Here is a 24,745-nt window from a genome sequence, read left to right as displayed (position 1 = left end):
GGGTCCTGCCGGACGGACCCGCTACGCGCGGCGCGGTCACGGCAGGATGAAATTCTTTGGTTCTCCCGTTGGTCGAAATCAATCTCTCCCCCGACCAACGGGAGGACCAGCCGAAGGGGTACACAAGTCACGAAGTGACCGCCCCACGCGCAGTGGGCCCGTCCGGCAGGACCTATCTTTCCCCGCTCTAACCGCGAGAGCGAAAGAGCACAATCCGATCCATCTCCGGCGCTGCGGCAGCCTCAAGCCACGGCTCTTCCGCAACCACAGCCGTACAAGGCCCGTAAGTGCAGATGCGGATCCGGCGACTAGCAGCCTCCCGCCTCAGACGGTCGAGCACATCGCGCAGGATGGACCCCACAAAAGGAGTGTAAAGATAGAAGACTGTGCCGCGCGAAAGATCCGCCACTCGCGCATCCTCACAAAAAAACGTAGCCTTCACATTCAGCCGCTGCGCACACTGCCGCGCGCGTTCCACGTAGGCCGCCTCCAACTCAATCCCTACGCTGCTGGCACCAGTGCAAATCGAAACCAGCAAAGGAACATGGCCCAACCCGGAGCCAAGATCGACAAGAACATCCTCCGCAGTCAGCCCAGCCCCGCCGACCAGGTCGAAGATATGATGCGCCGGAGTGGGCTGATAAAACACCATCTCAGGCTCCCTCGCAACCTCTCCCGCGTCAGGCTCTTCGAACTGCAACACCCCGCTGACCAGCTCATCCAGGTAGTCATAGCCCACGCCGTCGCCCACATCGTAACCCACCCCGACCCTTGCCTCCCTCTCCGGCGAGCGAACCCACCGAAGTAAAGCATCATGCCCGCGCCCGCGTCGAATCTCCCCTCGAATGGCTTCGTAGAGCTCCCCATTCGCAGCCTCCAGCCTGGCGCAAACCGCCCGCGCCCGAAGATAAACTCCCGCATCGTTCGACTCAACCCCGAGTACCGCTTGAGGGACATCCGAAAGAAAAGGAAGATAAGCATCAAGCCGATCCAGCGCCTCAAGCCGCTCGCGAAGCCGATCCGGCTCCAGCAGCGACCGATCCTCTTCAAGCTCCCGCACCACGCGCTCAATCGCATCAATCAAAGGTCAAGCTCCATTCCTAAGCCGAGTTCCCTCTCAGGGTTAGTCGGTATCCGAGATAGTTTTTACTCCTCCCACACCCTGTCAACCCCAGAAACCCCAAACCCCGCGCCAACGCGTGGCGTATGAGATTGATCCACACAGATATAATGGATACAGAACAAAGTAAGCCCCTGAGATCAACAGGGGCTTTTCTTTGACAACCGACAGGCAGATCATGGACAGCACACCGACAGGATCCCGTAACCCTTTTGAATGGAATATTTTACAGGCAACCCATTTCAATGCAACACTTTGCAGGCAAACGTCCACTGCAAACCATTCAAAAAAAGTACTTTAGCCACAAAATACCCCCAGGGGGGAGGGGGTAGCCCAGCCCCCGGAAGAATCTACAATCACCAGAGCACCATCAGGGAGAAGAAGTGAATCGTGTCGTAGTCACCGGCCTCGGATGCATCACCCCCATCGGCAACACCGTCGCGGACTTCCGCACCTCCCTCTTCGCCGGCACCACCGGCATCGCCCCCTTCCCCCCCTACCCCGAAGCCCCCGCCCGCGCCCCTGACGACAAGACCCAGGGCCTCCGCTTCACCCAGACAGCCGCCGTCAAAGACTTCGACGCCCGCCAGCACCTCGACTCGGGCATCCTCACCGCCACCGACCGAACCGTGCACTTCGCCGTCGTCGCCGCCCGCCAGGCCGCCGCTGAATCCCAGCTGACCAGCCACTACGCACCAGAGAAGATCGCGATCATCGTCGGCTGCGCATGCGGTGGCCGCCAGGCCGAAGAGACCGAGACCAACAGGCTCTACACCCGCGACGCCCGCGTCCATCCCCTCACCGTCGTCCGCACCATGGCCTCCGCAGGAGCCAGCAACATCTCCATCGACCAGAAGATCACCGGACCCTCCCTCAACATCTCCACAGCCTGCTCCTCCGGCGCCCACGCCATCGGCCTCGCCTTCCAGATGATCCGCGCAGGCATGATCGACGCCGCCATCACCGGCGGCCACGAAGCCCCCCTAACCTTCGGCTTCCTTCGCGCCTGGGACAGCATGCGCGTCGTCTCCCCCACCCAGTGCCGCCCCTTCTCCGCCGACCGCGACGGCATGACCCTCGGCGAAGGCGCCGCCATGTTCACCCTCGAAACCCTCGAGTCCGCCAGAGCCCGCAACGCCACCATCTACGCCGAGATCGTAGGCACCGGCAGCTCCGCCGACGCCAGCCACATCACCCAGCCCCACCCCGACGGTGCCGCCGCCGCCATGCGCGCCGCCCTCAAGGACGCCGGCGCCTCACCCGAAGAAGTCGGCTACCTCAGCGCCCACGGCACCGGTACCCTGGTCAACGACGTCACCGAAGCCGCCGCCATCCATCAGGTCTTCGGCCCGCTCGCATCAAAGATCCCCGTCAGCTCAACCAAATCCCTCCACGGTCACTCCATCGGAGCCAGCGGAGCCCTCGAAGCCCTCGCCACCATCCTCGCCCTCAAAGAGAGTCTCCTCCCCGCCAATACCGGCATCACCCAGGTCGACCCCGCGATCGACCTCGACATCATTCTCGGCGCCCCCCGCCCCACCTCTCCGAAGCTGGCCCTCTCCAACTCCCTGGCCTTCGGAGGCCTCAACGCCGTCCTCGCCCTCCGCCCCATCAAATAATCCGAAGCAAAAAACTCACTCAACCCGCACCGGCGCCGGTCTCCCCTCGATCAACAACGCAGCACTCAAAGCACTCGCCACCGAGAGCCCCACCGCAATCCACAACACCACCCCATAAGCACCGACGAACGACTTCCCAATCAGCCGCTGCACCCGCACATCGTCGCTCTTCGCCGCCGCCAGCTTGGCCCTCTGGGCATCCACACTCTGACGCTCCGCCGCCGGAAGCCCCAGCTCATCCAGCCCCCGCCCCAGCCTCCCGTTGAACGTCATCGAAAACAGCAGCCCCATCACCGCAATCGCCAGCAATCCAGCCACGCGCGACACCGCATTATTGATCCCCGAAGCCACGCCCGCCCGGCTCTGATCGATCGAACTCATCACCGTAGTCGTCAACGGAGCCACGCTCACCGCCAGCCCCAGCCCAAGCACAATCACCGCCGGAAACACAGTCGACCAGTAAGACCCACCCACCCCTCCCCGCCGCAACAATCCAAATCCCACACCCGCAATCAAAGGCCCAATAATGAGAGGCAGCCGCGCCCCATACTTCACAATCAACCCACCCGACCACCGCGACAACAGAAAGACCAGCAAAATAAGTGGAAGCAAGGCCCCACCCGCCTGCGTAGCCGAGTAGTGCTGCACCTGGATCAGATCCAACGGCAGAAAGAACAACACCCCGCTCAGCGCCGCATACAAAAACAAAGTCATCAGATTCGCCCCGCTGAAGGTCCGCGATCGAAACAGCCCCAGCGGCAGCATCGGAGCCTCAGACCGCGACTCCACCACAAAGAACGCCGCAAGAGCCGTCACGCCAACCACGCCAGCAATCAACGCCCGTCTCCCGCCGCCCCCGGCCTCAATCAAGGCAAACGTAATCCCGCACAATCCTACCGTAGCCAGAGCCGCCCCCCACCCATCCAGCCTCTGCATCATCTTCTCATCGCGACTCTCCGGCACCCGTGCCAAAGAGATCAACACCACCAAAAGAGCCAGCGGCAAATTGATAAAGAACACCCAACGCCAAGAGAGATGCTCGATCAACCAACCACCCAGCACAGGTCCCACCGCCGCGGTCATCGCCGTGAAGCCCGACCACGTCCCAATCGCACGCCCTCGCTCCTCCGCGCAGAACGAAGAACTGATCAACGCGAGGCTACCCGGCACCAGCAAAGCCCCACCCACCCCTTGCAATCCCCGAGCCACAATCAGAGCACGAACATCAGAAGCAAACCCGCACCACGCCGAAGCCCCGGCAAACAACACCACCCCAATCAAAAAAATCTTCCGCCGCCCATAAAGATCGCCCAGCGACCCGCCCACCAGTAGCAGCGCCGCCAAAAACAACGCATACGCCTCAACCACCCACTGCACATCGGTCACAGTGGCATTCAGAGCGCTCTGCAACGCCGGCAGCGCAACGTTCACCACCGTCCCATCGATGAACACCATGCTCGATCCAAGAATCGTAGCCGCAAGTACCCACACCCCGCCCCGCGTCTTCTCCGGTGCAGAGGCCACACTACGCATCGCACCTTCTTCACAAGGCAAATTAGGCATTGGTTTAACCCCTCACCGCCGCCGATCATACCAGCAATCAGCAATGACACTGCCCCGGCAGCGTGACTCTCCCAGAACTTCGCTTCTCCCCGCTATCAGAATGCACCTTCACGCAATTTCAGTGGCGTAGAGGTATTCACGCGCGTACTCACAGAATCGTTTCTACTTCTTAAGGTGCACTAAAAAATACATATCGGCGGGCTATACTGCTCGCAACGGAACCGTTTTTATAAGGCTTCCGAATGTGGCACTCATTCCATGGAGCAGCAATGCCTCTAAAACAGATCGCACTGAAGTACCTTCCCGATTCTGTCCTCAAGCCAGTTCGCGCCCGTCATTACCAGGACCAGTTGAAGCATTACGACCTCAACGATGAGCCCGATCTCCTTGGTTGCAAAGCGCTCCTGCGTGCCGGCGATGTCGTGTTCGACATCGGCGCCAACATCGGTGTCTACACCCGTTTCTGTTCGGAGTTCGTCGGCCCAGCCGGACAGATTCATTCGCTTGAACCCGTCCCCGAGACCTTCTCTTACCTCACCTCCAACGTCCGCGCCCTCAACCTCCCCAACGTCACCTGCTACAACCTTGCCGCCTCGGACCGTGACCAGGACCACGCCGCAATGAGCATGCCGCAGTACGCCTCCGGAGGCGCAAACATCTACGAGTCCACCCTCTCTGAGACGGGCGACATTCCTGTCAAAGTGACACGGCTCGACACCCTCTTTCCAACTCTTAGCCCACGGCTCATCAAGTGCGACGTAGAGGGCCACGAGGTCCCATGCATCAACGGCGCGCTCGAACTGATCGCTCGTTCCCGCCCCATCTGGGTGGTTGAGGTCTCCAGCTCTCGCACCTTCGAGCTCTTCGCCTCACTCGACTACGATGCCTACATCTACGAACACGGTACCTTCCGGATCGCGACTCCCGCCGACAAAACACCAAACTACTTCTTCCTTCCTCACGAGCAGAGCTCTTTGGTGAGCAATCCCGCTTAGCGCTTGAAGGATCGTGACACTAGCTGCTGACCGCCTCGGGACTCTAGAGGCGGACCTGCAACGGGAACAGCCATCTCCCGGTTTCACGAATCAAATCGTCTTCTGCGGCCACTTCCTCGGAGCCGCCAGCCGCCTAATTTCCCTTCCTAAACTTCGCTCCCGACTTCAGCTACAGCCTCGACGACTCCTCAAACGGTGACAGCGCAAAGACTCTCACCACAGGCCTGGTCCTCCGCTTCTAACCACAATTGGAGATCATCGCGGTACCATAGCCGAAGATGATCTCCGTTCTCATCCTTACCCGCAACGAGCAGCGCGATCTCCCCGACTGCCTCTCCTCCGTCTCCTGGTCCGACGACATTCACGTCTTCGACTCCCACTCCACAGACAACACCGTCGAGATCGCCAACGCCGCCGGCGCCCACATCCACACCCGTACCTTCGACGACTACGCCACCCATCGCAACGCCGCCCTTACCACCATCCCCTTCAAACACACCTGGGTCTTTATCCTCGACGCCGACGAGCGGCCCACCCCTGAGCTCTCCCGCGAGATGCAACAGCTCTCTCTCGCAGCTCCCGACCAGACCGCAGCCTTCCGCGTACGCCGCCGTGACTTCCTCTTAAACACCTGGCTCAAACACGCGCAGATCTCTCCGTTCTACATCCGCCTCGTACGCCCCGCGCACGCGCGCTACACCCGCGCCATCAACGAAGTTCTCGAGATCGACGGCCCCGTAGCCGAGCTCAGCTACCCGCTCGATCACTACCCCTTCTCCAAGGGCATCGCCCGCTGGATCGAGAAGCATAACCTCTACTCCACCATGGAGGCCGAGCTCATCGTCCGCAATCAAGGCCTGCAGAATCCCTCATTGATCACAGCCCTACGCGACCCAGACTTCCACACGCGCCGCCTCCATCAGAAGGCCATCTTCTACCGCCTCCCGGGCCGCCCTCTCCTCAAGTGGCTCTACATGGTCTTCCTCCGCGGAGCGATCCTCGACGGGAGCGCTGGCCTCACCTACGCCACCCTCCAGGCCTTCTACGAGTACCTCATCGTCCTCAAGACCAAAGAGCTTCGCAGCGGCGGAGCGTAACCTCACACATCAGGATGATGCACCCGGAAGATCAGCGAAGCGTTCGTTCCTCCAAATCCGAACGAGTTCGACATCGCATACTCCATCGGCGCACTGATTGCTTTGTCCCTCACCAATCTAAACTGAACCACCTCATCCAGATCTTCGATGTTCGTAGTCGGAGGAGCAATCTGATCCCGCAGCGCCAGCACCGTAATGCCAGCCTCAAGACTCCCCGCACCACCCAGCAGATGTCCCGTCATCGACTTCGTCGAACTCACTAGAAGGCTCTTCGCGTGATCCCCGAACGTCTCGCAGATCGCCATGGCCTCCGCTCTGTCTCCTAGCGGAGTAGACGTAGCATGCGCATTCAAGTACTGAATCGCACTCGGTTCAAGCCCAGCATCCTTGAGTGCCAACTGCATCACGCGCCGAACTCCACGCCCATCCTCCGGCGGAGCGTTCGTATGAAATGCATCCGAGTTCGCAGCATAGCCCACGATCTCAGCCAGTATCGTCGCTCCCCGCTTCAGCGCATGCTCCCGCTCCTCAAGCACAAGAACTCCCGCGCCCTCGCCCACAACAAATCCATCGCGCCCGCGATCCCACGGCCGTGATGCCCGCGCCGGATCCTCATTGCGCGTCGACAGAGCCCGCATCGCACCGAACCCGCCCACCGAAAGAGGCGTGACCGCAGCTTCACTCCCGCCGCAGATCATCACATCCGCATCGCCCCTCTGGAGTATCCTGAACGCCTCACCAACTCCATGCGCCCCAGTCGTACATGCAGTGGCACACGTCAGATTCGGCCCGGTAGCCCCATAACGTATCGAGATCTGACCCGCCGCCAGATTAGCGATCGTCGCCGTAATAAAGAACGGCGAAATCCTATCGGGGCCGCCGCTCTGCAGCTTCGTATGCTCTCGCTCGATCACCTCGAACGCTCCAATCCCGCTGCCGACGTACACGCCCACGCGCTCCGGGTCCTCAGCCGACATATCCAGCCCCGACTGCTCCATCGCAAACTGCGCCGCAGCCATCGCAAACTGAATGAAGCGCCCCATCTTCTTCACATCCTTGCGATCAACAAAGTTCTCAGCAACAAATCCCTTTACCTCTCCGGCAAACTGGCAGCTGAATCTCTCTGGATCGAAGAGCGTGATTCTGTCGATACCGGAATCTCCGCTTTGCAGCGCAGCCCAGGTCGCTTCCGTGCCAACCCCTACCGGACTCACCAGCCCAACCCCCGTCACCACAACGCGAAACTGCTCTCTCATCTCTGTCTTCGAAGTCATCCAACTCCTCTTTTCGCAACGGGCAGCCATCGCCTCGCCACGTCGAACGCCTGTCCTTCAAAGACAAACATCTGTCTCGAAAAACATTTTAATTTACATGATAATCATAATTTATTTCCACCAAATCTAGACAGAACCTTGAAAGCGAAGTCGCCGAGACTCCAACTCGAAATCGCCCCAACAACTTGCAATCATCTGTCTGAAAAAAGACTCCCCAAAAAGCGATGCGTCGCCCGAAACTGGAATCGACTTCGCAAAGTTAAGCTCCTGCCAGACAGCCCTGCAAAACCCGTCGGCAACGCCTCGCAGTGAGACTTCCTCTCGACTCTCAAAGTTACAAATCTTTTGCTCCCCATCTGCGATCCCTGCCTTCCAGACCGTTAAATTCGTTGTGTAATATCTCAAAAAAATTCTTGCAATATTCGTGAAAGCCATTTAGGGTTGGCTCACTCTTTCTTAATTTGCCGTTTTCGCCACACTTCTAGCAGCCGCTTGGCCCTTGGAACACAGTGACGCACCCGCAGCATTCCGCTGCGACGCCGGCTTGTTGTCTAAAACGAACTTAAAAAATCGCTTGAGAGCGATAAGGGAGATTCTTTGTCTTTTTTCGGAGGTCCTATGCATAGGCAATCGGTAAGCCCCCTACAGGCTGTGCTCTACAGTCTCGCCGCCATTCTGCTAACCACTCTCGGAACATCGTTTGCGAACGCCCAGACCTTCCGCGGCGGAATCAACGGTACCGTCACCGACCGCACCGGCGCCGCCATCGCCAACGCAACCGTCATCGCCGTCCAAACCGACACCGACGTCAAGCACACCACCACCAGTTCCAGCGGCGGAGAGTTCCTCTTCCAGGATCTTCCTCTCGGAAGCTACAGCGTCACCGTCAGCTTCTCAGGCTTCCAGACCGTGAAAACCGACAAGATCTCCGTTCAGGCCGGAGTCATCTTCACTCTCCCAGTCTCTCTTCCACTCTCCAGCTCCGCCACCACTGTAGAAGTCGATGCAGCAGCCGTAGCTCTCGACACAACAACCACCACGCAAACCACTGTGCTTGACGCCAAGGTTGTCGCAGACCTCCCGCTCAACGGCCGCGACTTCACCCAGATGATCTCCCTCACCCCTGGCTACGCCGGCTACAGCGGTGGTGGTTACGGCTCGCTCAACGGCACCCGCGCCAATCAGATGAACTGGCAGATCGATGGCGTGGACAACAACGATCTCTGGCACAACATCCCCGCGGTCAATCAAGGCGGCGTCTCCGGCATCGCAGGAATCATCCTCCCACTCGACGCAGTCGACCAGTTCTCTGCCCAGACACAGTCCGGTCCCGAAGGCGGCCGCAACCCAGGTGGCACCGTCAACCTCACTCTTCGTTCCGGTACCAATCAGCTTCACGGCACCGCATACTACTTCAATCGCAACGAAGTCTTCGGAGCCAAGAGCCCCTTCTCCTCCACCAAGCAGAAGGTTCGCAACTACAACACTGGCTTCTCTGTCGGCGGCCCCTTCCTCAAGGACAAACTCTTCGGCTTCGCCACCTTTGAACATCAGCGCTTCGTCATCGGCCAATCCGGGAACGCAACCGAACCCTCCGTAGGCTGGCAGAGTCAAGCCACTGCAATCCTTGCGCAGAACGGAATTGCGGTCAACCCCGTCATGCAGAGCGTCCTCAACAGACTCTGGGGTTCAAGTGTCCTTGCGCAAGACACCGTAGGAACCGTAAACAACTTCCATTCCAGCGATCCCGAGTATGGCTACAGCTGGAACGGTCTCGGCAAGGTTGACTATCGCCTCAGCGACAAAGACAACCTCAGCGCTCACTGGTTCGTCGGTCAAGGAAGTCAGGTTGCACCCGTCGGCTCGCAGCTCCTCGCTTACTACGAAGTCGCACCCATTCACGTACAAAACATCGCCATCGTCTACAACCGTGTCATCTCGTCCAGCATCTCCAACCAGGTTCTCGCCGGAGTCAACTACTTCAATCAGGTCTTCAACGATAACCAGACCGGACAGGACGTTCAAAGCCTCGGCTTCATCACTGGCGCCACCTTCCCCAACGCGCCGAACATCACCATCGGCAGGCCCGCCACCACAGGCGGCGGCACAAGCGCCGCAAGCAGCAACTTCGACCCCGTCGGCCTGACCCCTCCCGAGGGCCGCAACGACATCACAGGTCACCTCACCGATCAGCTCTCCTGGACCAAAGGCAAACACCAGATGCGCTTCGGTGGAGAATACCGCCAGGCACAGTTGGATGAGTTCTATCATCGCCATGCAACCGGCAGTTTCACCTTCGACGGAACTCAAACCACTGCCGTCGCCACCCAAAGGAACGGCGGCAACGCGCCAACACCGAATCCAGATGGTCTGGACGGATACCGTTACTCCCTCGCTGACTTTTTGGCCGGAACAACATCCGCCGCCAGCATCACCATCGGCGACCCCGAGCGTCAGGTCTTCGTCAACACCTGGTTCCTCAACGCCGGTGATTCATGGCAACTTACGCCAAAACTCAACGTCAACTACGGAATCCGCTACGACTATGAAGGGCCGCTCCACAACTCGTACAAGGATATGTCAACCTTCCGTCCGGCTCTTACCGCAACCGAAGGCCTCGCCTTCCAGGGTAGCGAGATCGACTCTCTTTATCCCAAGTACTACAAGAACTTCAGCCCGCGCGTCGGCCTCAGCTATGCTCTCGATTCCAACACCGTCTTCCGTGCCGGCTACGGATGGTACGCCGACACCCCAAACCTCAATCCCTTCCTCGACAATCGTCCTGGCAATCAGGCTCCCAACGGAGTCGAAGGCAATCCAGGCGGTCCGAATCCTGTCTACTCAGTCTCGGCCGCTAATGGCGGATCGAACACCACCATCGTGCAGGGCGTTCCCATCTTTCCCTCATCCGTAGGCTACCCTTGCAAAGCAACCTCTCCCTGCGGCGTCTTCTCCGTCAACCCCAACTTCCGCCCCTCCTACAATGAGAACTACAACGTCAACCTCGAGCACACCCTGGCACCCAGCGTAATCTTTCAACTGGGATATGTAGGCTCGTCAGCCCGTCATCTCCTCAGCCTCCTCGACATCAACCAGGCCACTCCCGGCGTCTATGTCAGCGATCCACCAACGGTACCAAATCCTGAGTCCGCTGACTTCAAACGCCAGCAACATCGTCCCTTCTACGGCCCCTATCAGCAGTACGGCAACATCAACCAGATCGAAAGCATCGGCACCGCGAACTACAACTCACTTCAGGCACAAATTCGCATCACCAACTGGCATCACTTCTCCACACAAACCATCTACACCTGGTCTCACTCCCTTGACGAAGTCAGCGCCTATCGCGGTGCTCTCCCTCAAGACAGCACCAACTTCAAAGGCGACTACGGCAACTCAGACTTCGACACCAGGAACACCTTCGTCAGCTTCATGAGCTATGAAGTTCCTGGCTCGCAGCATCTGAAGGGCCTCACCGGCGGTTGGCAGGTCAACGGTCTGCTTACCTTCCATGGTGGCCAACCCTTCACCGTTCACGCCTCCGGGGACCTGAGCGGAACCAACGAAGGCAACGACCGCGCAGTTCAAATCGCTCCCGCACGCGTCGGCTATCAAGGCCAGTCCACAACCGCAAGCTGGATCGATCTCAGCGCGTTCCAGGATCCGACTCCGGGCACCTTCGGCACCGTTCGCCGTAACTCGTTCTACGCACCTGGCTACAGTGACGTCGATCTTTCCGTCTTCAAAAACACGAGGATCGGCGAGCGGCTCACCATCCAGTTACGCGCAGAGATGTTCAACCTCCTCAACCGTAATAACTTCGCTCCTCCTTCCCCCTCCGTCGGCGGCAGCTCACGACTCAGCGACACCATCGGAGACTACAACGGCGCACCTGGCATCGGCGCCGGCGAAGCCTTCAACACTCAATTCGGTGGAAAGATCATCTTCTAACCCAAACCGCAACAAAAAGCCCCATTCAGCAGAGCATCGCCGGATGGGGCTTTTTCACGTCGGAGCAATCAATCTACAAAGGCCACTTCCACTCCCGAATCTCCTTGCTATCAATTCCGTTCGCATGCGCGTAGTTCACCGCTTCGATAATCTGCCCCTTCAACCACTCCTTCGTATGCGCCGCCGTCATCTGCAGCTTCGGCACTCGATCGATCACATCGATCGCCAGGTCAAACCGGTCGATCTGATTCAGAATCGCCAGCTCTAACGGAGTATTGATATTCCCCTTCTCCTTGTACCCGCGCACATGAAAGTTCTCATGATTCGTCCGCTTATACGTCAACTTATGGACCAGCGAAGCATAGGCATGGAAGTTGAAGATCACCGGCTTGTTCTTCGTAAACAGGCTATCGAACTCCTTCTCCGATAGCCCATGCGGATGCTCCGTCTCCGGCATCAACCGGAACAGATCCACCACGTTCACAAACCGAATCTTCAGATCCGCACACCGCTCCCGCAGAATCGCAACAGCAGCCAGCGCCTCTTCCGTCGGAATATCCCCCGCACACGCAATCACAACATCCGGCTCATCCCCCGCATCGTTGCTCGCAAAGTCCCAGATCCCAATCCCTTTCGTGCAGTGCGTTACCGCATCTTCCATATTCAGATACTGCAGATGCGGTGCCTTATCCGCGACGATCACATTCACATAGTTTGAACTCCGCAGACAGTGATCCCCCACGCTCAACAGGCAGTTCGCATCCGGCGGCAGATAGATTCGCGTCACCTCCGGACTCTTATTCGTCACCACATCTAAAAATCCCGGATCCTGATGCGTAAATCCGTTATGATCCTGCCGCCACACCAACGAAGTAATCAGCAGATTGATAGACGAGATCGGCGCCCGCCATCTCAGCTCCAGCTTGCTCTTCTCCAGCCACTTCGCATGTTGGTTGAACATCGAATCGATAATGTGCACAAACGATTCATACGTCGAAAAGAAGCCATGCCGCCCCGTCAGCACATAGCCTTCGAACCATCCCTCAAGCGTATGCTCGCTCAGAATCTCCATCACGCGGCCCTCTCGCGAGAGGTCTCCGCCATCCGCATCCTCCGGTAGCAGCTTCGCCATCCACGTCTTGCCGTGGCTGCCTTCGTAGATCGCCTGCAGCTTATTCGACGCCGTCTCATCAGGCCCAAACACACGAAAGCTCGTCATATTCCTCTTCATCGCATCCCGCAAAAAATGCGCCAGCACATCGGTCGGCGAAACCTCAACCTGCCCGGGCTTCTCTACCTTCACCGCATAGTCGCGAAAGTCCGGCAGCTCCATCGGCTTCCGCAGCAGCCCCCCATTCGCATGCGGATTCGCAGTGATCCTTCGTTGTCCGACAGGTGCCGTCTCCCTCAGCTCCGCGACCAGCCTGCCCGAATCATCAAACAACTCCTCCGGCTTATAGCTCTTCATCCACTTCTCAACCAGCTTTAAGTGCTTCGGATTCGTCACCGGATCGAGAATTGGCATCTGGTGCGCCCTCCACGAGCCCTCCAACTTGTGCCCATCAATCTCCTTCGGGCAAGTCCATCCCTTCGGCGAGCGCAGAATAATCATCGGCCACCGCGGCCGCTCCGGCTCTGTCCCCTTAGGCGCACTCCTGGCTTTCTTCTGAATCGCGCGAATCTCCTTCACGCAATCCTCCATCACTCCCGCCATCAACTGATGCATCGTTGCCGGATCGTCTCCTTCGACAACATGCGGCTCCCACCCATATCCCTTGAACATCCACTCCAGCTCTTCAGGCGTAATGCGCGCCAGCACCGTGGGGTTCGCAATTTTGTAACCGTTAAGGTGCAGTATTGGCAGCACCGCACCATCGCGCACAGGATTCAGAAATTTATTCGAATGCCACGAAGTAGCCAGCGGCCCGGTCTCGGCCTCTCCATCTCCCACAACCACCGTCACAATCAAGTCAGGATTATCGAACGCTGCCCCAAACCCATGCGAAAGGCTGTACCCAAGCTCACCGCCCTCATGGATCGACCCCGGAGTCTCCGGCGTGCAGTGGCTACCAATCCCGCCAGGAAACGAAAACTGTCTAAAGAACTTCTGCATTCCTGCCACGTCTTCGCTCTTATCCGGATACACCTCCGAATACACACCCTCCAGATAACTGTTCGAAAGCGTCGCAGGCGCCCCATGACCCGGCCCCGAAAGGTAAATCAAATCCAGATCGTACTTCTTAATCAGCCGGTTCAAATGCACCCACACAAATGTCTGCCCAGGGTCCGATCCCCAATGCCCAAGCAACCGGTTCTTGATGTGCTCCGGCTTCAAAGGCTCCCGCAGCAGTGGATTCGCACGCAGATAGAGCATCCCCACGCAAAGATAGTTACACGCGCGCCAATAGGCATCCATCTTTCGCAGCTCATCAGCCGAAAGCGGCTTACCACCCTGACTCTTATCTTTAACCTGTTCCTTGGATACATTGCTCATAAATAACTCCGTCAGTAATCAGTAGAGCCGGAAGTAATCCTGGAAAATTTGTAACCGGAAAAAGAACTATTTAGCAGATTGGGCCATTCGATGAACATGCATCGCGATCATCCAATCCTCTTTAGCCGGAACGACAAGTACTGTCGTCATTGAGTCAGATGCACTTATCTGTCGGACGGCATCGCCCTTAGCCTCGTTCAACTCAGAATTAATAGAAATACCTAAACCGTCCATTCCAGCCAATATCTCCCACCGAGACCGCGTATCATGCTCCCCGATTCCACCTGCAAACACCACCGCATCGACGCCACCCATCAGCGCAATAAACCCTCCCAACGCCTTCTTCACACTTCGCGTAAAGATCTCCACCGCCAGGCTCGCCGCGGCATCGCCCTTCGCCACAGCTTCCCGCACAGCCTTCATATCGTTCGGCATTCCCGAAAGCGCCACCATCCCCGCATCATGATTCAGCATCTTCTCCAGCGCCCCGACCTGATCGCCCTTCATCTGCCGCAGCAGATAAAGCACCAGCCCCGGATCAAGATCTCCCGGCCGAGTCCCCATCACCACTCCACCCGTAGGCGTAAGCCCCATCGTCGTGTCGATCGAGCACCCATCCACCAACGCCGTAACGCTGCACCCGCTCCCCAGATGCGCAATCGCCATCCGCTTCGGAAACGAAATCTCCTTCTCCGCTCGCAACTGCTGCACAATCGACTCGCAGCTCAAGCCATGAAACCCGTACCGTCGAACTCCCCGCTCGCGATACTCCACCGGGATCGGATACGTCGTCGCGGCCTCAGGCATCGTCTCGTGAAACACCGTGTCAAAGCAGGCGTAGTGCGCCACCCCTGAAAACTTCGCCATCATGTCTTTGATCACCACAATCACCGCAGGATCATGCAGCGGCGCAAACACCACCGCCTCCTCAAGATCCTTCAGCACCTCCTCGGTAATCCGCTGATGCCGATCCAGCTTCGCTCCCGGATGCACCACCCGGTATCCCACCGCATCCACAGTCGGCAAACCCTGCCCGCTCACCGCTTCAACTACCAGCCCAATCGCCTCCACCGCAGTCTGAGCCTTTACCTCGCTGCGTCCCCCACTTAAATCCCGCCCCCCAGCGTCGCGAAATTTAAAGCTCCCCTTGGCCCCGCCAATGCCGGTCACCTCACCCTCAAACAGCGACCGAGTCTCCTCCCCCTCAGCTTCAAACAGGGAAAACTTTATCGACGAAGATCCGCTATTGATAACGAGTATGTGCACAGCACCCCTGTCGCAAACACCTCTCTACGCTACACCCAGCCCATCACAGACCCGTAAATTCTCCCCGCAAGCGCACCTCCCCCAAAAGTCCCACCCGCTTCCTCGCGCAAAATCCGCCCCACCCATCTAAACTCATTCCATGTGTGGAATCGTTGGATACATTGGTCCTCAGTCTGTCGTCCCCGTCATCATTGAAGGTCTTCGCCGCCTCGAGTACCGCGGTTACGACTCCGCCGGCATCGCCGTAGCCGGAGGCCACTCCGGCCTCGAACTCCGCCGCGCCCCCGGCAAGCTCCGCAACCTCGAAACCGTCATCCGCGACTCCCCCATCGACGGCACCTTCGGCATCGGCCACACCCGGTGGGCCACCCACGGCCGCCCCACCGAAGAAAACGCCCACCCGCACCGCGACGGCTCAGGCACCCTCGTCGTCGTCCACAACGGCATCGTCGAAAACTATCTCTCCCTCAAGAACGCCCTCATCGCCAAAGGCCACAAATTCGTCTCCGAAACCGACACCGAGATCATCGCCCACCTCATCGAGGACGAGTTCAACCTGGCCGCCAAAGGTGGTCGGGAAAATCACGCCGAAGGCTCGGCGCCCGTGCGGCAAGCACCACCCGAGGCCAACGAGTCCGAAGCCGTCCTCACCCTCCCCAACAAGCCCACCATCTCCCTCGAAGAAGCCGTCCGCCGCGCAGTCAAACGCATCACCGGAGCCTTCGCCATCGGCGTCCTCTCCGCGCTCGAACCCAACAAGCTCGTCGCCGCCCGCATGGGCCCGCCCGCCGTCATCGGCATCGGCGACGGCGAATTCTTCCTCGCCTCCGACGTCCCCGGCATCCTCCACCACACCCGCAACATCCACTTCCTCGCCGACGGCGAACTCGCCATCCTCACCAAAGACGGCGTCACCCTCACCGACTTCGACGCCAACCCACTCCCCCTGAAAGTCCAGCGCATCACCTGGGACCCCATCCAGGCCGAAAAAGCCGGCTACAAGCACTTCATGCTCAAGGAGATCAACGAGCAGCCCCGCGCCATCCGCGACACCACCCTCGGCCGCGTCTCCCTCGAAACCGGAAAAGTCTTCCTCGAAGCCATGCAGATCTCCGACGACGACCTCCGCAACGCCAGCCAGATCACCATCGCCGCCTGCGGAACCTCCTGGCACGCTGGCCTCGCTGGCAAGTTCATGATCGAGCGCCTCGCCCGCCTCCCCGTCGAAGTCGACTACGCCTCCGAGTACCGCTACCGCGACCCCATCGCCGACCCACGCGCCATCGGCCTCCTCATCACCCAGTCCGGCGAAACCGCCGACACCCTCGCCGCCCAGGCCGAGCTCATCGCCAAAGGCTCCAAGACCCTCGCCATCTGCAACGTCGTCGGCGCCGCCGTCACCCGCAAAGCCCAGGGCACCCTCACCACCAACGCCGGCCCCGAGATCGGCGTCGCCTCCACCAAGGCCTTCACCGCCCAGCTCACCGCCCTCTTCGTCCTCGCCCTCCACCTCGCCCAGGTCCGCGGCACCATCTCCGACGAAGAATCCCTCCACCTCGTCACCGAGCTCTCCAAACTCCCCGGCAAGCTCGCCTCCATGCTCAACATCAACTCCCCCGACGCTCCCGGCTCCTCCGAAGGCGTCGCCGCCCCCATCCGCCACGCCACACGCGCCGCGGCATCTGATACAGAACGCCGCTCCACCGTCCGCCTTCCTCTCTCCGCCCAGTGCGAAGAGCTCGCCCGCCTCTTCCACACCTCCGACGACTTCCTCTTCCTCGGCCGCGGCATCCACTACCCCATCGCCCTCGAAGGCGCACTCAAGCTCAAGGAGATCTCCTACATCCACGCCGAAGGCTACCCCGCCGGCGAGATGAAGCACGGCCCCAACGCCCTCATCGACGAATCCCTCCCCGTCGTCTGCATCGCCACCAAGGACCCCAACGATCCCTCCAGCGTCCTCAAGTACGAAAAAACCCTCAGCAACATTCAAGAGGTCACCGCCCGCTCTGGCCGCGTCATCGCCATCGCCATCGAAGGCGACACCGAGATCAGCCAGCTCGTCGAGCAGACCATCTACATCCCCCAGGCCCCCGAACTACTCCTCCCCATCCTCGAAGTAGTCCCCCTCCAACTCCTCGCCTACCACATAGCCGTACGCCGAGGCTGCGACGTAGACCAACCCAGAAACCTAGCAAAGAGCGTTACCGTCGAATAGCCAGCTTGTCTTGTTTGATAAGCGTATTTAACAAGCTTGAATTAAGCTTCGTAATCGACAATTCGACGATATTTTTTCTTGACAAATACCACAATTCAGTCCAGGCTTATCGTGAATTTTGCGCATCTACGAGCCCTCATCCCAGCAACGCGGAGAATCAAATGGGAAGAATGCGACACATATCGATTGCGATCTTATGCGTTGTTGCCTTTGATGCTCAATCCAACCTTCTACTGAGCCAAGCGAGTACCCCAGCACAAGTAGGCCAGTCTGCTAAACCCAACCTTGTTGTCTCGACCAACATAGCGCTGTACGCATTCTTACGCGTAGCCGCAACGGATAGCTCGGCACCTGCTATCGATCAAGCCAGAAGCAAGGCGCTGATACTTCATACGGGACTTGATCTGAAAGACCGCGAAATTCTCCAAAACATCTTTCATGAGTATGCTACATCCCTTCGTAATCTTCACGATCCAAACAAGAAGAACATGACACCTTCCGCTTTGCAACGAGGCGAAGTGAAGCTTTATGTACATGTTATTCAAAGGCTTCGGACCGAACTATCTCCAGATGGCTTGGTTGCGTTTCGAAATTATCTAGAAAACAAGAAGTCGAAAATGGAGGTCCGTATGAGGAGTAGCAAATGATCAAGTATGCAATCTTCATTGTTATATTGCTTGCTTCAACTAGCCATGCTTTTGCACAATGGGGACAGTGCGATCCGCTTAATCGAGATTGGTTCGAAGCCAGTGACTCGGTTGACTATCCAACCATCGAAAACATTTGCACTTATCCACCGAAGTAGTTCTACTAGCAGCGGAATCGTTACGATAAGTTCCAGCCATGAACTGAACTGGCCCGGCTGTGATGGTTATGGAACCGTTGTCCTCACCTCAGCATTGTTTCGTATTGCAGATACGTACTGGGCTGGTCCTCCTCTAGTAGTAAATGGTCTTTGCCATTACACTCTCCTCGCTTGCTCAACAGGTACACCGACCTGCACGAGTAGTGTCGGGGTTCTATTTTCGATGGGTTGTCCGAGCTATATAAAAGCACGTTCTGTTGTTATTGGTGGAGTATGCCTACCTGGGGTTACCGTCGAGACGCAAGCGAGCGGTCCCGGTCCGTGTAATTAAGGAATCTACAATGATCTATGTGAAATCAATCTTCGGAGGTTTCGCAGCGTTGCTATTGTCTTATGTGATTTCTATCATTTGGCTCAGCAAGCTAGCGCCTAAACATGGAACTATAGGAGTTACCGGAGTGCTCCTCTTCTCGCCAAGGGTACTCTTCGTTGAGATCGCAATCTTCATAGCTGGGTTTCTGATCGTCTGGTTGCTGATGCGCCAGAAGTAGACATAAGTCTGGTGGCGGACGAGGTGATGGGGCGGGTGGGCGCGTGGCCCATACATAAAACCTACCCACACTCTTGGGTGCTCCACTCATGCAGTCACAGCATGAGTGGGCATTCGTGCTGAAGCACGAACCGCCCTCCCTCCCCAGCCGATAAAATTCGGGAAGTAACCGCCCGCAGTGATAGGGCGGGTGGCCCATACACAAAACCAATCCACCTTGGGTGCCCCATTCATGCAGCCTCACCGCATGAGTGGGCATTCGTGCGAAAGCACGAACCGCCTTCCCTCCCCAGCGATAAAATCCAACGATGCCCTTAGGCTTAGAACGACGGCGGGTGGCCCATACATAAAACCACCCACACCCTTGGGTGCCCCATTCATGCAGTCTCACCGCATGAGTGGGCATTCGTGCGGAAGCACGAACCGCCTCCCTCCCCACCCGATAAAATCCAATCATGCCCTTAGGCTTAGAACGACGCCAGAACACAGGACAACTCCACTTCATCACCTTCAGCTGCTACCACCGTCTTCCCTACCTCGAATCCGCCAAATCCAAAGACATCCTCGAACAAGTCATCGAACGAACCCGCCGCTCCGATAACGTCACCATCTACGCCTACGTCCTCATGCCCGAGCACGTCCATCTCCTCCTCAGGCGGGTGGCCCATACATAAAACCAAGCCACACCTCGGGTGGGCGGGTGGCCCATACATAAAACCAATTCACAACCTCGGGTGCCCCATTCATGCAGTCTCACCGCATGAGTGGGCATTCGTGCGGAAGCACGAACCGCCTTTCCTCCCCACCCGATAAAATCCAACCATGCCCTTAGGCTTAGAACGACGGCGGGTGGCCCATACATAAAACCAGCCACAACCTCGGGTGCCCCATTCATGCAGTCTCACCGCATGAGTGGGCATTCGTGCGGAAGCACGAACCGCCTTCCCTCCCCAACCGATAAAATCCAACCATGCCCTTAGGCTTTAGAACGACGCCAGAACACAGAACAACTCCACTGTCCGTTCTTCGTATGGCACAGAGTCTAGGGCTGACTAAACTCTTTCCTAATTTTTTCCTCGATTTTGCACATCGATAGCGCATAGGGTCTGTCCAGATCCGAGCCACAATTTCAAGCACTAGTGGAGCTTTATATGCGCTTACTTACCCTTGCCTTGGCCGCCGCTACGATCCTCGGAACATCCTCGCTTGCCCATGCTGATGGAGTCACCTTCATCGTCTCTGAAGATGCCAGCGGCTCATTCAATAATCAAACTTTTACGAACAAGTTGATTACACTGACCCTTTCATACTCTGCCGACACCATAGCGGGTTTCATCGCCGGTGGAAACTTTGTCGGCCCTAACACATTTGAATTCGGAACCGGCTATCCAGGCACGACCTCTACATTGAGTATCGAGGGAATTGGAACGTATGTGACTGACTTAGGGATCTTCCATTACTCTGCCTTCGAGATATCGGAGCAGGACGACATCGGGGACCTGTCCATGCCGTACGACTTGTATATCCCTAATTTCACTCAATCCATCGGTCCAGTCACTAGTATTCTTCCCTACACTGACCCCGGAGTGGGCTGCGTGGTTGATATCTACACTCCATGCCCTCCGTTCTTCGATACAGACGGCGGAGAAGTATTCGTCACCTCAATCGGAGGCACCTGGACACAAGAAATGATCGTTACGACAACACCCGAACCCTCAAGCTTGATTCTTTTGGGCACAGGCCTACTAGGGTTTGCTGGTGCTGTCCGCCGACGGTTAGCCCATAGCTAAAAACTAACGGTACCCTCAGTGGCGGGTGGGCGGGTGGCCCATACATAAAACCAACCCACACCCTTGGGTGCCCCATTCATGCAGTCTCACCGCATGAGTGGGCATTCGTGCGAAAGCACGAACCGCTTTCCTGCCCGAGCCGATAAAATCCATCCATGCCCTTAGGCTTAGAACGACGCCAGAACACAGGACAACTCCACTTCATCACCTTCAGCTGCTACCACCGTCTTCCCTACCTCGAATCCACCAAATCCAAAGATATCCTCGAACAAGTCATCGAACGAACCCGCCGCTCCCATAACTTCACCATCTACGCCTACGTCCTCATGCCCGAGCACGTCCATCTCCTCCTCAGCGAACCCGAGCATCACCAACTCTTCTCAACGATCCGAGTACTCAAAGGAGAATCTTCCAAGCTACTCAAAGGCACCGGCGAACGATTCTGGCAGCCCCGCTACTACGACTTCAACGTCTTCACCACACCCAAACTCGTCGAGAAAGTCCGTTACATCCACCGCAACCCGGTAACGAGAGGTTTGGTCGCCCGTCCGGAAGACTACCGCTGGAGCAGCTTCAATCACTACGCCACCGGGGAACCCAGCCCAATCGAAATAGAATCCCACTGGACGGCCCGTGAACACTCTCAACTCCTGAGCCACTCCGAAAGATAGAATGAGCCTCGTCAGAGAGACACGACATTAGAATGAGCGATAATAATTCCACTTCGCACAACGGGCCCTGCCAACCTCTCCCCGAGCTCAGGAGTGTGCACAGAATGTCCCCCGTCAAACTCACCCGCCGCGAAGCCCTTCGCCTCGTCATCTCTACCCTCGTCGCAAGCGCCACCATGGAAGCCCTCGGGCAGACACCATCCAGCAAGCCCATCCCATACCAGACCACCGCCCAGACCATCAGCGCCGGCGGCGTCGACATGCACATCACCGAAACCAGGCAGAACGGCCGCGACGTCGTCCACATCGTCCTCACCAAAGACGGCGCAAAGCTCTTCGAGACCAGCACAACCCTCATCAATACCTCGCCCACCGAGGCATTCACCTCTCAAACCCTGACCGATGGGCACGGGTTCACCTACTACATCCAGGTCAACGCAAAACAATCCCCCACTCAACCCGACCAGCCCCCACAGGTCACCTTCAGAGTTGTCCTCCAGCAGCAGGCAGGCAAGAAGCAGGAGTTCTCCGGCTCAATCGGCAGTTCGTCAAACCCCGACACAAAATATCCTCCCTCACTCGACTCTGTCCTGCCCGGCAACCTCAAGGAGCAACTCGCCCCGCTCAATGGCCCGGTCCAGGACAAGGTCCAAGGCTTGGAGAAGACCACTGGCATCCACCCCGAAAAAGAGGACCACCCTCACGTTTGGGCCGAGCGCAACTGTCACGCCCTGTGCAACGGAATCTCTGGTCTCGGCGCTCTCATCATCTGCGGCGGAACCGTTGGAATCGGATGCGCCATCGCGTCGGTCGGCTTTCTAATGACCGCGTCTTACTGCTCCGACGCATGCCCCAAATAACAACCACTCATTTCCCAAAACGGGAAGCGCCTAGAATAAATCCCAAAAATCTGGCGCATCTTTCGACCCCGAAAAAGTGACTGCCAAAACACCACGTTTACCACGCATTCCACCACCTTCGCACCATCAAAAAACCACCACAAAACACCCATTTTTCGCAAAATCCCCTGCAAAAAACCACAATTCACCACCCAAAAAAAATCTAGCCGTGCAGCCATACATAAAACCCAACCCACATCTCGGGTGGCATTTCGTGCGAAAGTACGAACCGCCCTCCTCCCCTCACGATAAAATCCAAGTAACTGACAATGAACAAAAAGATCGTAATCACCGGCGCGGCGGGCCTCGTCGGCCAAAATCTGATTCCACGCCTCCTCTCGAGCGAACTAACCAATATCGTTGCGATCGATAAGCATCCGGTCAACACCGCGATTCTCCGTAAATCCCATCCTGCGCTCCGGGTGCTGGAGTACGACCTGGCCTCCGACGAGAAAAGCACAGATTGGCAGACCGAACTCGCCGGTTGTGACGTGCTCGTTATCGGTCATGCGCAAATCGGAGGACTTTTGCCCGAAGACTTTGTGCGCAATAACATCCGGGCAACGGAGAGACTGCTGGAGGCGGCGCTGCGACACAAAGTGCCCTACCTCGTCAGTATCTCCTCTTCCGTGGTCAACTCCATGGCCGTGGATCACTACACGGAGACAAAGAAAGCCCAGGAGGCTCTTGTCGACGCATCCGGAATTAAGCAGATTATCGTTCGTCCCACCCTCATGTTTGGTTGGTTCGACCGCAAGCATGTTGGCTGGTTGGCTCGCTTCATGCAGCGAACCCCTGTCTTCCCCATCCCGGGTTCAGGAAGATATCTGCGCCAACCTCTCTTCGTTGGGGACTTCTGCGAAATCATCGCATCAGCCATCAACACCGAGGCCACCGGAGCCTATAACATCACCGGGCGGGAACGCATCGACTACATCGACCTCATCCGGGCGGTCAAAAAAGCAACAGGAGCCAAAACCCGCATCCAGCGTATCCCATATAGCCTCTTTTGGTCTTTGCTGGCGTTGAACGCCCTCTTCGATCGCAATCCCGCATTCACCGTCGGTCAACTCAAGGCGCTCGTAACACCGGATGTCTTCGAGGTCATCGACTGGCCGTCTATCTTTGGCGTCCAGGCGACACCCCTCGATGAGGCGCTCAAAATCACCTTCTGCGACCCCGTTTACTCCCACATCACACTGGACTTTTAGGGCGGGTGGCCACCAGCAGCGCAAAGTCACTGCTGGTGCGCAATCTGTTTCAGGCTTAGAAGTAGCGCATCTGTTCGAGATCGGCAATCAGGCCAGGGCCAGTCGACGATGCGTTGGTCGCTGGAGCGCATGAAGGAGGAGGTGCGCAACCCGCAGCCGGGTGGCTCTTTGATCGCGCAACAACTCGCCTGCATGATGCTCGTTCAAGCCCTTCGGCTGCACCTGAAAGATGGGACCACACGGGGCGTCGGCTGGCTCTTCGCACTGGCAGATAAACAGATGAGCGCAGCGATCACCTGCATGCACGACGATCCCGGGCATCCCTGGACACTACAGAAACTAGCCGAGCGTGTCGGTATGTCGCGATCGATCTTTGCTCTAAGGTTCAAAGAGACAGTCGGGGCGACCCCCATGGAGTACCTGACGCGTTGGCGCATGCTGCTGGCCGGAGACAGGCTCAAGAGTTCAGATGATTCCATCTCCGCAATCGCCTCATCGCTTGGTTACGAATCCGAAAGAGCCTTCGGCAAAGCCTTCAGGAGGACGATGGGCTGTTCGCCGCGACAACACAGCAAGGGGATTAGCCACATGCCGCATTCTTCAACCGCCCATGAAGCCGGCAAGGACCATCCGATGGAACTGGCTGCGGCTCGATAGAGAGTTCTCTTGCAGTCCTATCTAGTAGTGCTCCCAAGTCACCGACCAGTGTTCCTCAGGCCGTGTAGACCGGATGATCAGGTGCCCGTCATCCGTGAACTGATAGTGGCGCGGCAAGTCTCTTCCAACCAATAACTCGCGCGTCACCGATCCCTGAACATGATGCGTCAAGGTATGTGCCGCTTCATCCACGTCGAACCTGCCGAAGGACGCCTCATATCCGTTCCGAACGTATTCGTTGGATTGCGCGTTCGCTGACTTCGGATACATCAGCTGCACGGACATATGTCCATCGCGCGTATAGATCAACATCCCCTGCGGCTGCGGGATAGACACAGGTCTTCCATCAGGTCCAGGTGCATCGAGATACACCAGATGCCATGCGCCAATCAGCCTCTCTTTCGTTGAGTTCCTCTCGCCTCCTTTCGTCACCGCCTGGGCCTGCGCAAATCCACCGAACGCAAAAACGGCAGCCGCGAACGCAAAGAGAACCTTGAATCCAATGGCTGATACTTCCAGATTGCTGCTTCCCAATTTGCGTCTCTGCACGGCTTCCTCCCGATCG

18 protein-coding genes are annotated in these 24,745 nt (G+C 57.7%); 12 read left to right on the top strand and 6 right to left on the bottom strand.

The genetic code is table 11. The features are described from left to right. Positions 1–187: 187 nt before the first annotated feature. Positions 188–1,084 (bottom strand): hypothetical protein, encoded by an 897-nt coding sequence (locus HDF10_RS02045; RefSeq protein WP_183809990.1) that lies wholly within the window; start codon positions 1,082–1,084, stop codon positions 188–190. A gap of 419 nt (positions 1,085–1,503) precedes the next feature. Between HDF10_RS02045 and HDF10_RS21155 the strand changes: the two genes are divergently transcribed. Continuing rightward, the gene (locus HDF10_RS21155) at positions 1,504–2,739 is read left to right on the top strand and encodes a beta-ketoacyl-[acyl-carrier-protein] synthase family protein (RefSeq protein WP_183809988.1); all 1,236 of its coding nucleotides are present in this window, start codon (positions 1,504–1,506) and stop codon (positions 2,737–2,739) included. A 15-nt stretch (positions 2,740–2,754) separates the two neighbouring features. Here the strand turns inward: HDF10_RS21155 and HDF10_RS02035 are convergent, their stop codons facing one another. Continuing rightward, positions 2,755–4,272 carry an MFS transporter gene (locus tag HDF10_RS02035; RefSeq protein WP_221271362.1) on the bottom strand — a complete coding sequence of 506 codons (1,518 nt, stop codon included), beginning with the start codon at positions 4,270–4,272 and terminating at the stop codon, positions 2,755–2,757. A gap of 299 nt (positions 4,273–4,571) precedes the next feature. Here HDF10_RS02035 and HDF10_RS02030 point away from each other — a divergent pair, with 299 nt between their 5' ends. After that, the gene (locus HDF10_RS02030) at positions 4,572–5,297 is read left to right on the top strand and encodes an FkbM family methyltransferase (RefSeq protein ID WP_183809984.1); all 726 of its coding nucleotides are present in this window, start codon (positions 4,572–4,574) and stop codon (positions 5,295–5,297) included. A 278-nt stretch (positions 5,298–5,575) separates the two neighbouring features. After that, a complete protein-coding gene (locus tag HDF10_RS02025; RefSeq protein WP_183809982.1) occupies positions 5,576–6,394 on the top strand; it encodes a glycosyltransferase family 2 protein in 819 nt (272 codons plus the stop codon). 2 nt (positions 6,395–6,396) lie between these two features. Here HDF10_RS02025 and fabF read toward each other — a convergent pair whose 3' ends face one another. Further along, positions 6,397–7,650: a beta-ketoacyl-ACP synthase II gene (gene fabF / locus HDF10_RS02020; protein ID WP_183811460.1), complete on the bottom strand. Its 1,254-nt coding sequence runs from the start codon at positions 7,648–7,650 to the stop codon at positions 6,397–6,399. 636 nt (positions 7,651–8,286) lie between these two features. Here fabF and HDF10_RS02015 point away from each other — a divergent pair. Beyond that, positions 8,287–11,619, top strand: coding sequence for a TonB-dependent receptor (locus HDF10_RS02015; protein WP_183809980.1), 3,333 nt, complete (start codon positions 8,287–8,289; stop codon positions 11,617–11,619). A gap of 73 nt (positions 11,620–11,692) precedes the next feature. On the opposite strand, the gene HDF10_RS02010 is transcribed toward HDF10_RS02015, so the two are convergent. Both HDF10_RS02010 and HDF10_RS02005 read right to left on the bottom strand, forming a co-directional pair. After that, entirely contained in the window at positions 11,693–14,113 is a 2,421-nt protein-coding gene (locus HDF10_RS02010; RefSeq protein WP_183809978.1) for a phosphoketolase family protein, read from the bottom strand. A gap of 66 nt (positions 14,114–14,179) precedes the next feature. Beyond that, complete coding sequence (locus HDF10_RS02005; protein ID WP_183809976.1) at positions 14,180–15,379, bottom strand: acetate/propionate family kinase; 1,200 nt, start codon at positions 15,377–15,379, stop codon at positions 14,180–14,182. A 139-nt stretch (positions 15,380–15,518) separates the two neighbouring features. Between HDF10_RS02005 and HDF10_RS02000 the strand changes: the two genes are divergently transcribed. The 8 genes from HDF10_RS02000 (at position 15,519) to HDF10_RS21150 (ending at position 24,180) form a co-directional block, all read left to right on the top strand. After that, complete coding sequence (locus HDF10_RS02000) at positions 15,519–17,597, top strand: glutamine--fructose-6-phosphate aminotransferase (protein WP_183809973.1); 2,079 nt, start codon at positions 15,519–15,521, stop codon at positions 17,595–17,597. A 161-nt stretch (positions 17,598–17,758) separates the two neighbouring features. Then, complete coding sequence (locus HDF10_RS01995) at positions 17,759–18,244, top strand: hypothetical protein (protein WP_183809971.1); 486 nt, start codon at positions 17,759–17,761, stop codon at positions 18,242–18,244. A gap of 1,163 nt (positions 18,245–19,407) precedes the next feature. Next, positions 19,408–19,626 carry a transposase gene (locus HDF10_RS01990; RefSeq protein ID WP_183809969.1) on the top strand — a complete coding sequence of 73 codons (219 nt, stop codon included), beginning with the start codon at positions 19,408–19,410 and terminating at the stop codon, positions 19,624–19,626. 477 nt (positions 19,627–20,103) lie between these two features. After that, entirely contained in the window at positions 20,104–20,742 is a 639-nt protein-coding gene (locus HDF10_RS01985) for a PEP-CTERM sorting domain-containing protein (RefSeq protein ID WP_183809967.1), read from the top strand. A gap of 155 nt (positions 20,743–20,897) precedes the next feature. Then, complete coding sequence (locus tag HDF10_RS01980) at positions 20,898–21,413, top strand: REP-associated tyrosine transposase (protein WP_183809965.1); 516 nt, start codon at positions 20,898–20,900, stop codon at positions 21,411–21,413. Positions 21,414–21,517: 104 nt separating this feature from the next. Beyond that, positions 21,518–22,273: a hypothetical protein gene (locus tag HDF10_RS01975; RefSeq protein WP_183809963.1), complete on the top strand. Its 756-nt coding sequence runs from the start codon at positions 21,518–21,520 to the stop codon at positions 22,271–22,273. 308 nt (positions 22,274–22,581) lie between these two features. Then, a complete protein-coding gene (locus HDF10_RS01970; protein ID WP_183809961.1) occupies positions 22,582–23,523 on the top strand; it encodes an NAD-dependent epimerase/dehydratase family protein in 942 nt (313 codons plus the stop codon). A 42-nt stretch (positions 23,524–23,565) separates the two neighbouring features. Beyond that, positions 23,566–24,180, top strand: a complete 615-nt coding sequence (locus HDF10_RS21150) for an AraC family transcriptional regulator (RefSeq protein WP_311732677.1) — start codon at positions 23,566–23,568, stop codon at positions 24,178–24,180. A 21-nt stretch (positions 24,181–24,201) separates the two neighbouring features. On the opposite strand, the gene HDF10_RS01960 is transcribed toward HDF10_RS21150, so the two are convergent. Beyond that, positions 24,202–24,729 carry a lipocalin-like domain-containing protein gene (locus HDF10_RS01960; protein WP_183809959.1) on the bottom strand — a complete coding sequence of 176 codons (528 nt, stop codon included), beginning with the start codon at positions 24,727–24,729 and terminating at the stop codon, positions 24,202–24,204. Positions 24,730–24,745: the final 16 nt, after the last annotated feature.

Origin of the sequence: Tunturiibacter empetritectus, from assembly GCF_014201375.1 — a bacterium.
GTDB lineage: Bacteria > Acidobacteriota > Terriglobia > Terriglobales > Acidobacteriaceae > Edaphobacter > Edaphobacter lichenicola_D.
This window is presented reverse-complemented; position numbering and strand designations above follow the sequence as displayed.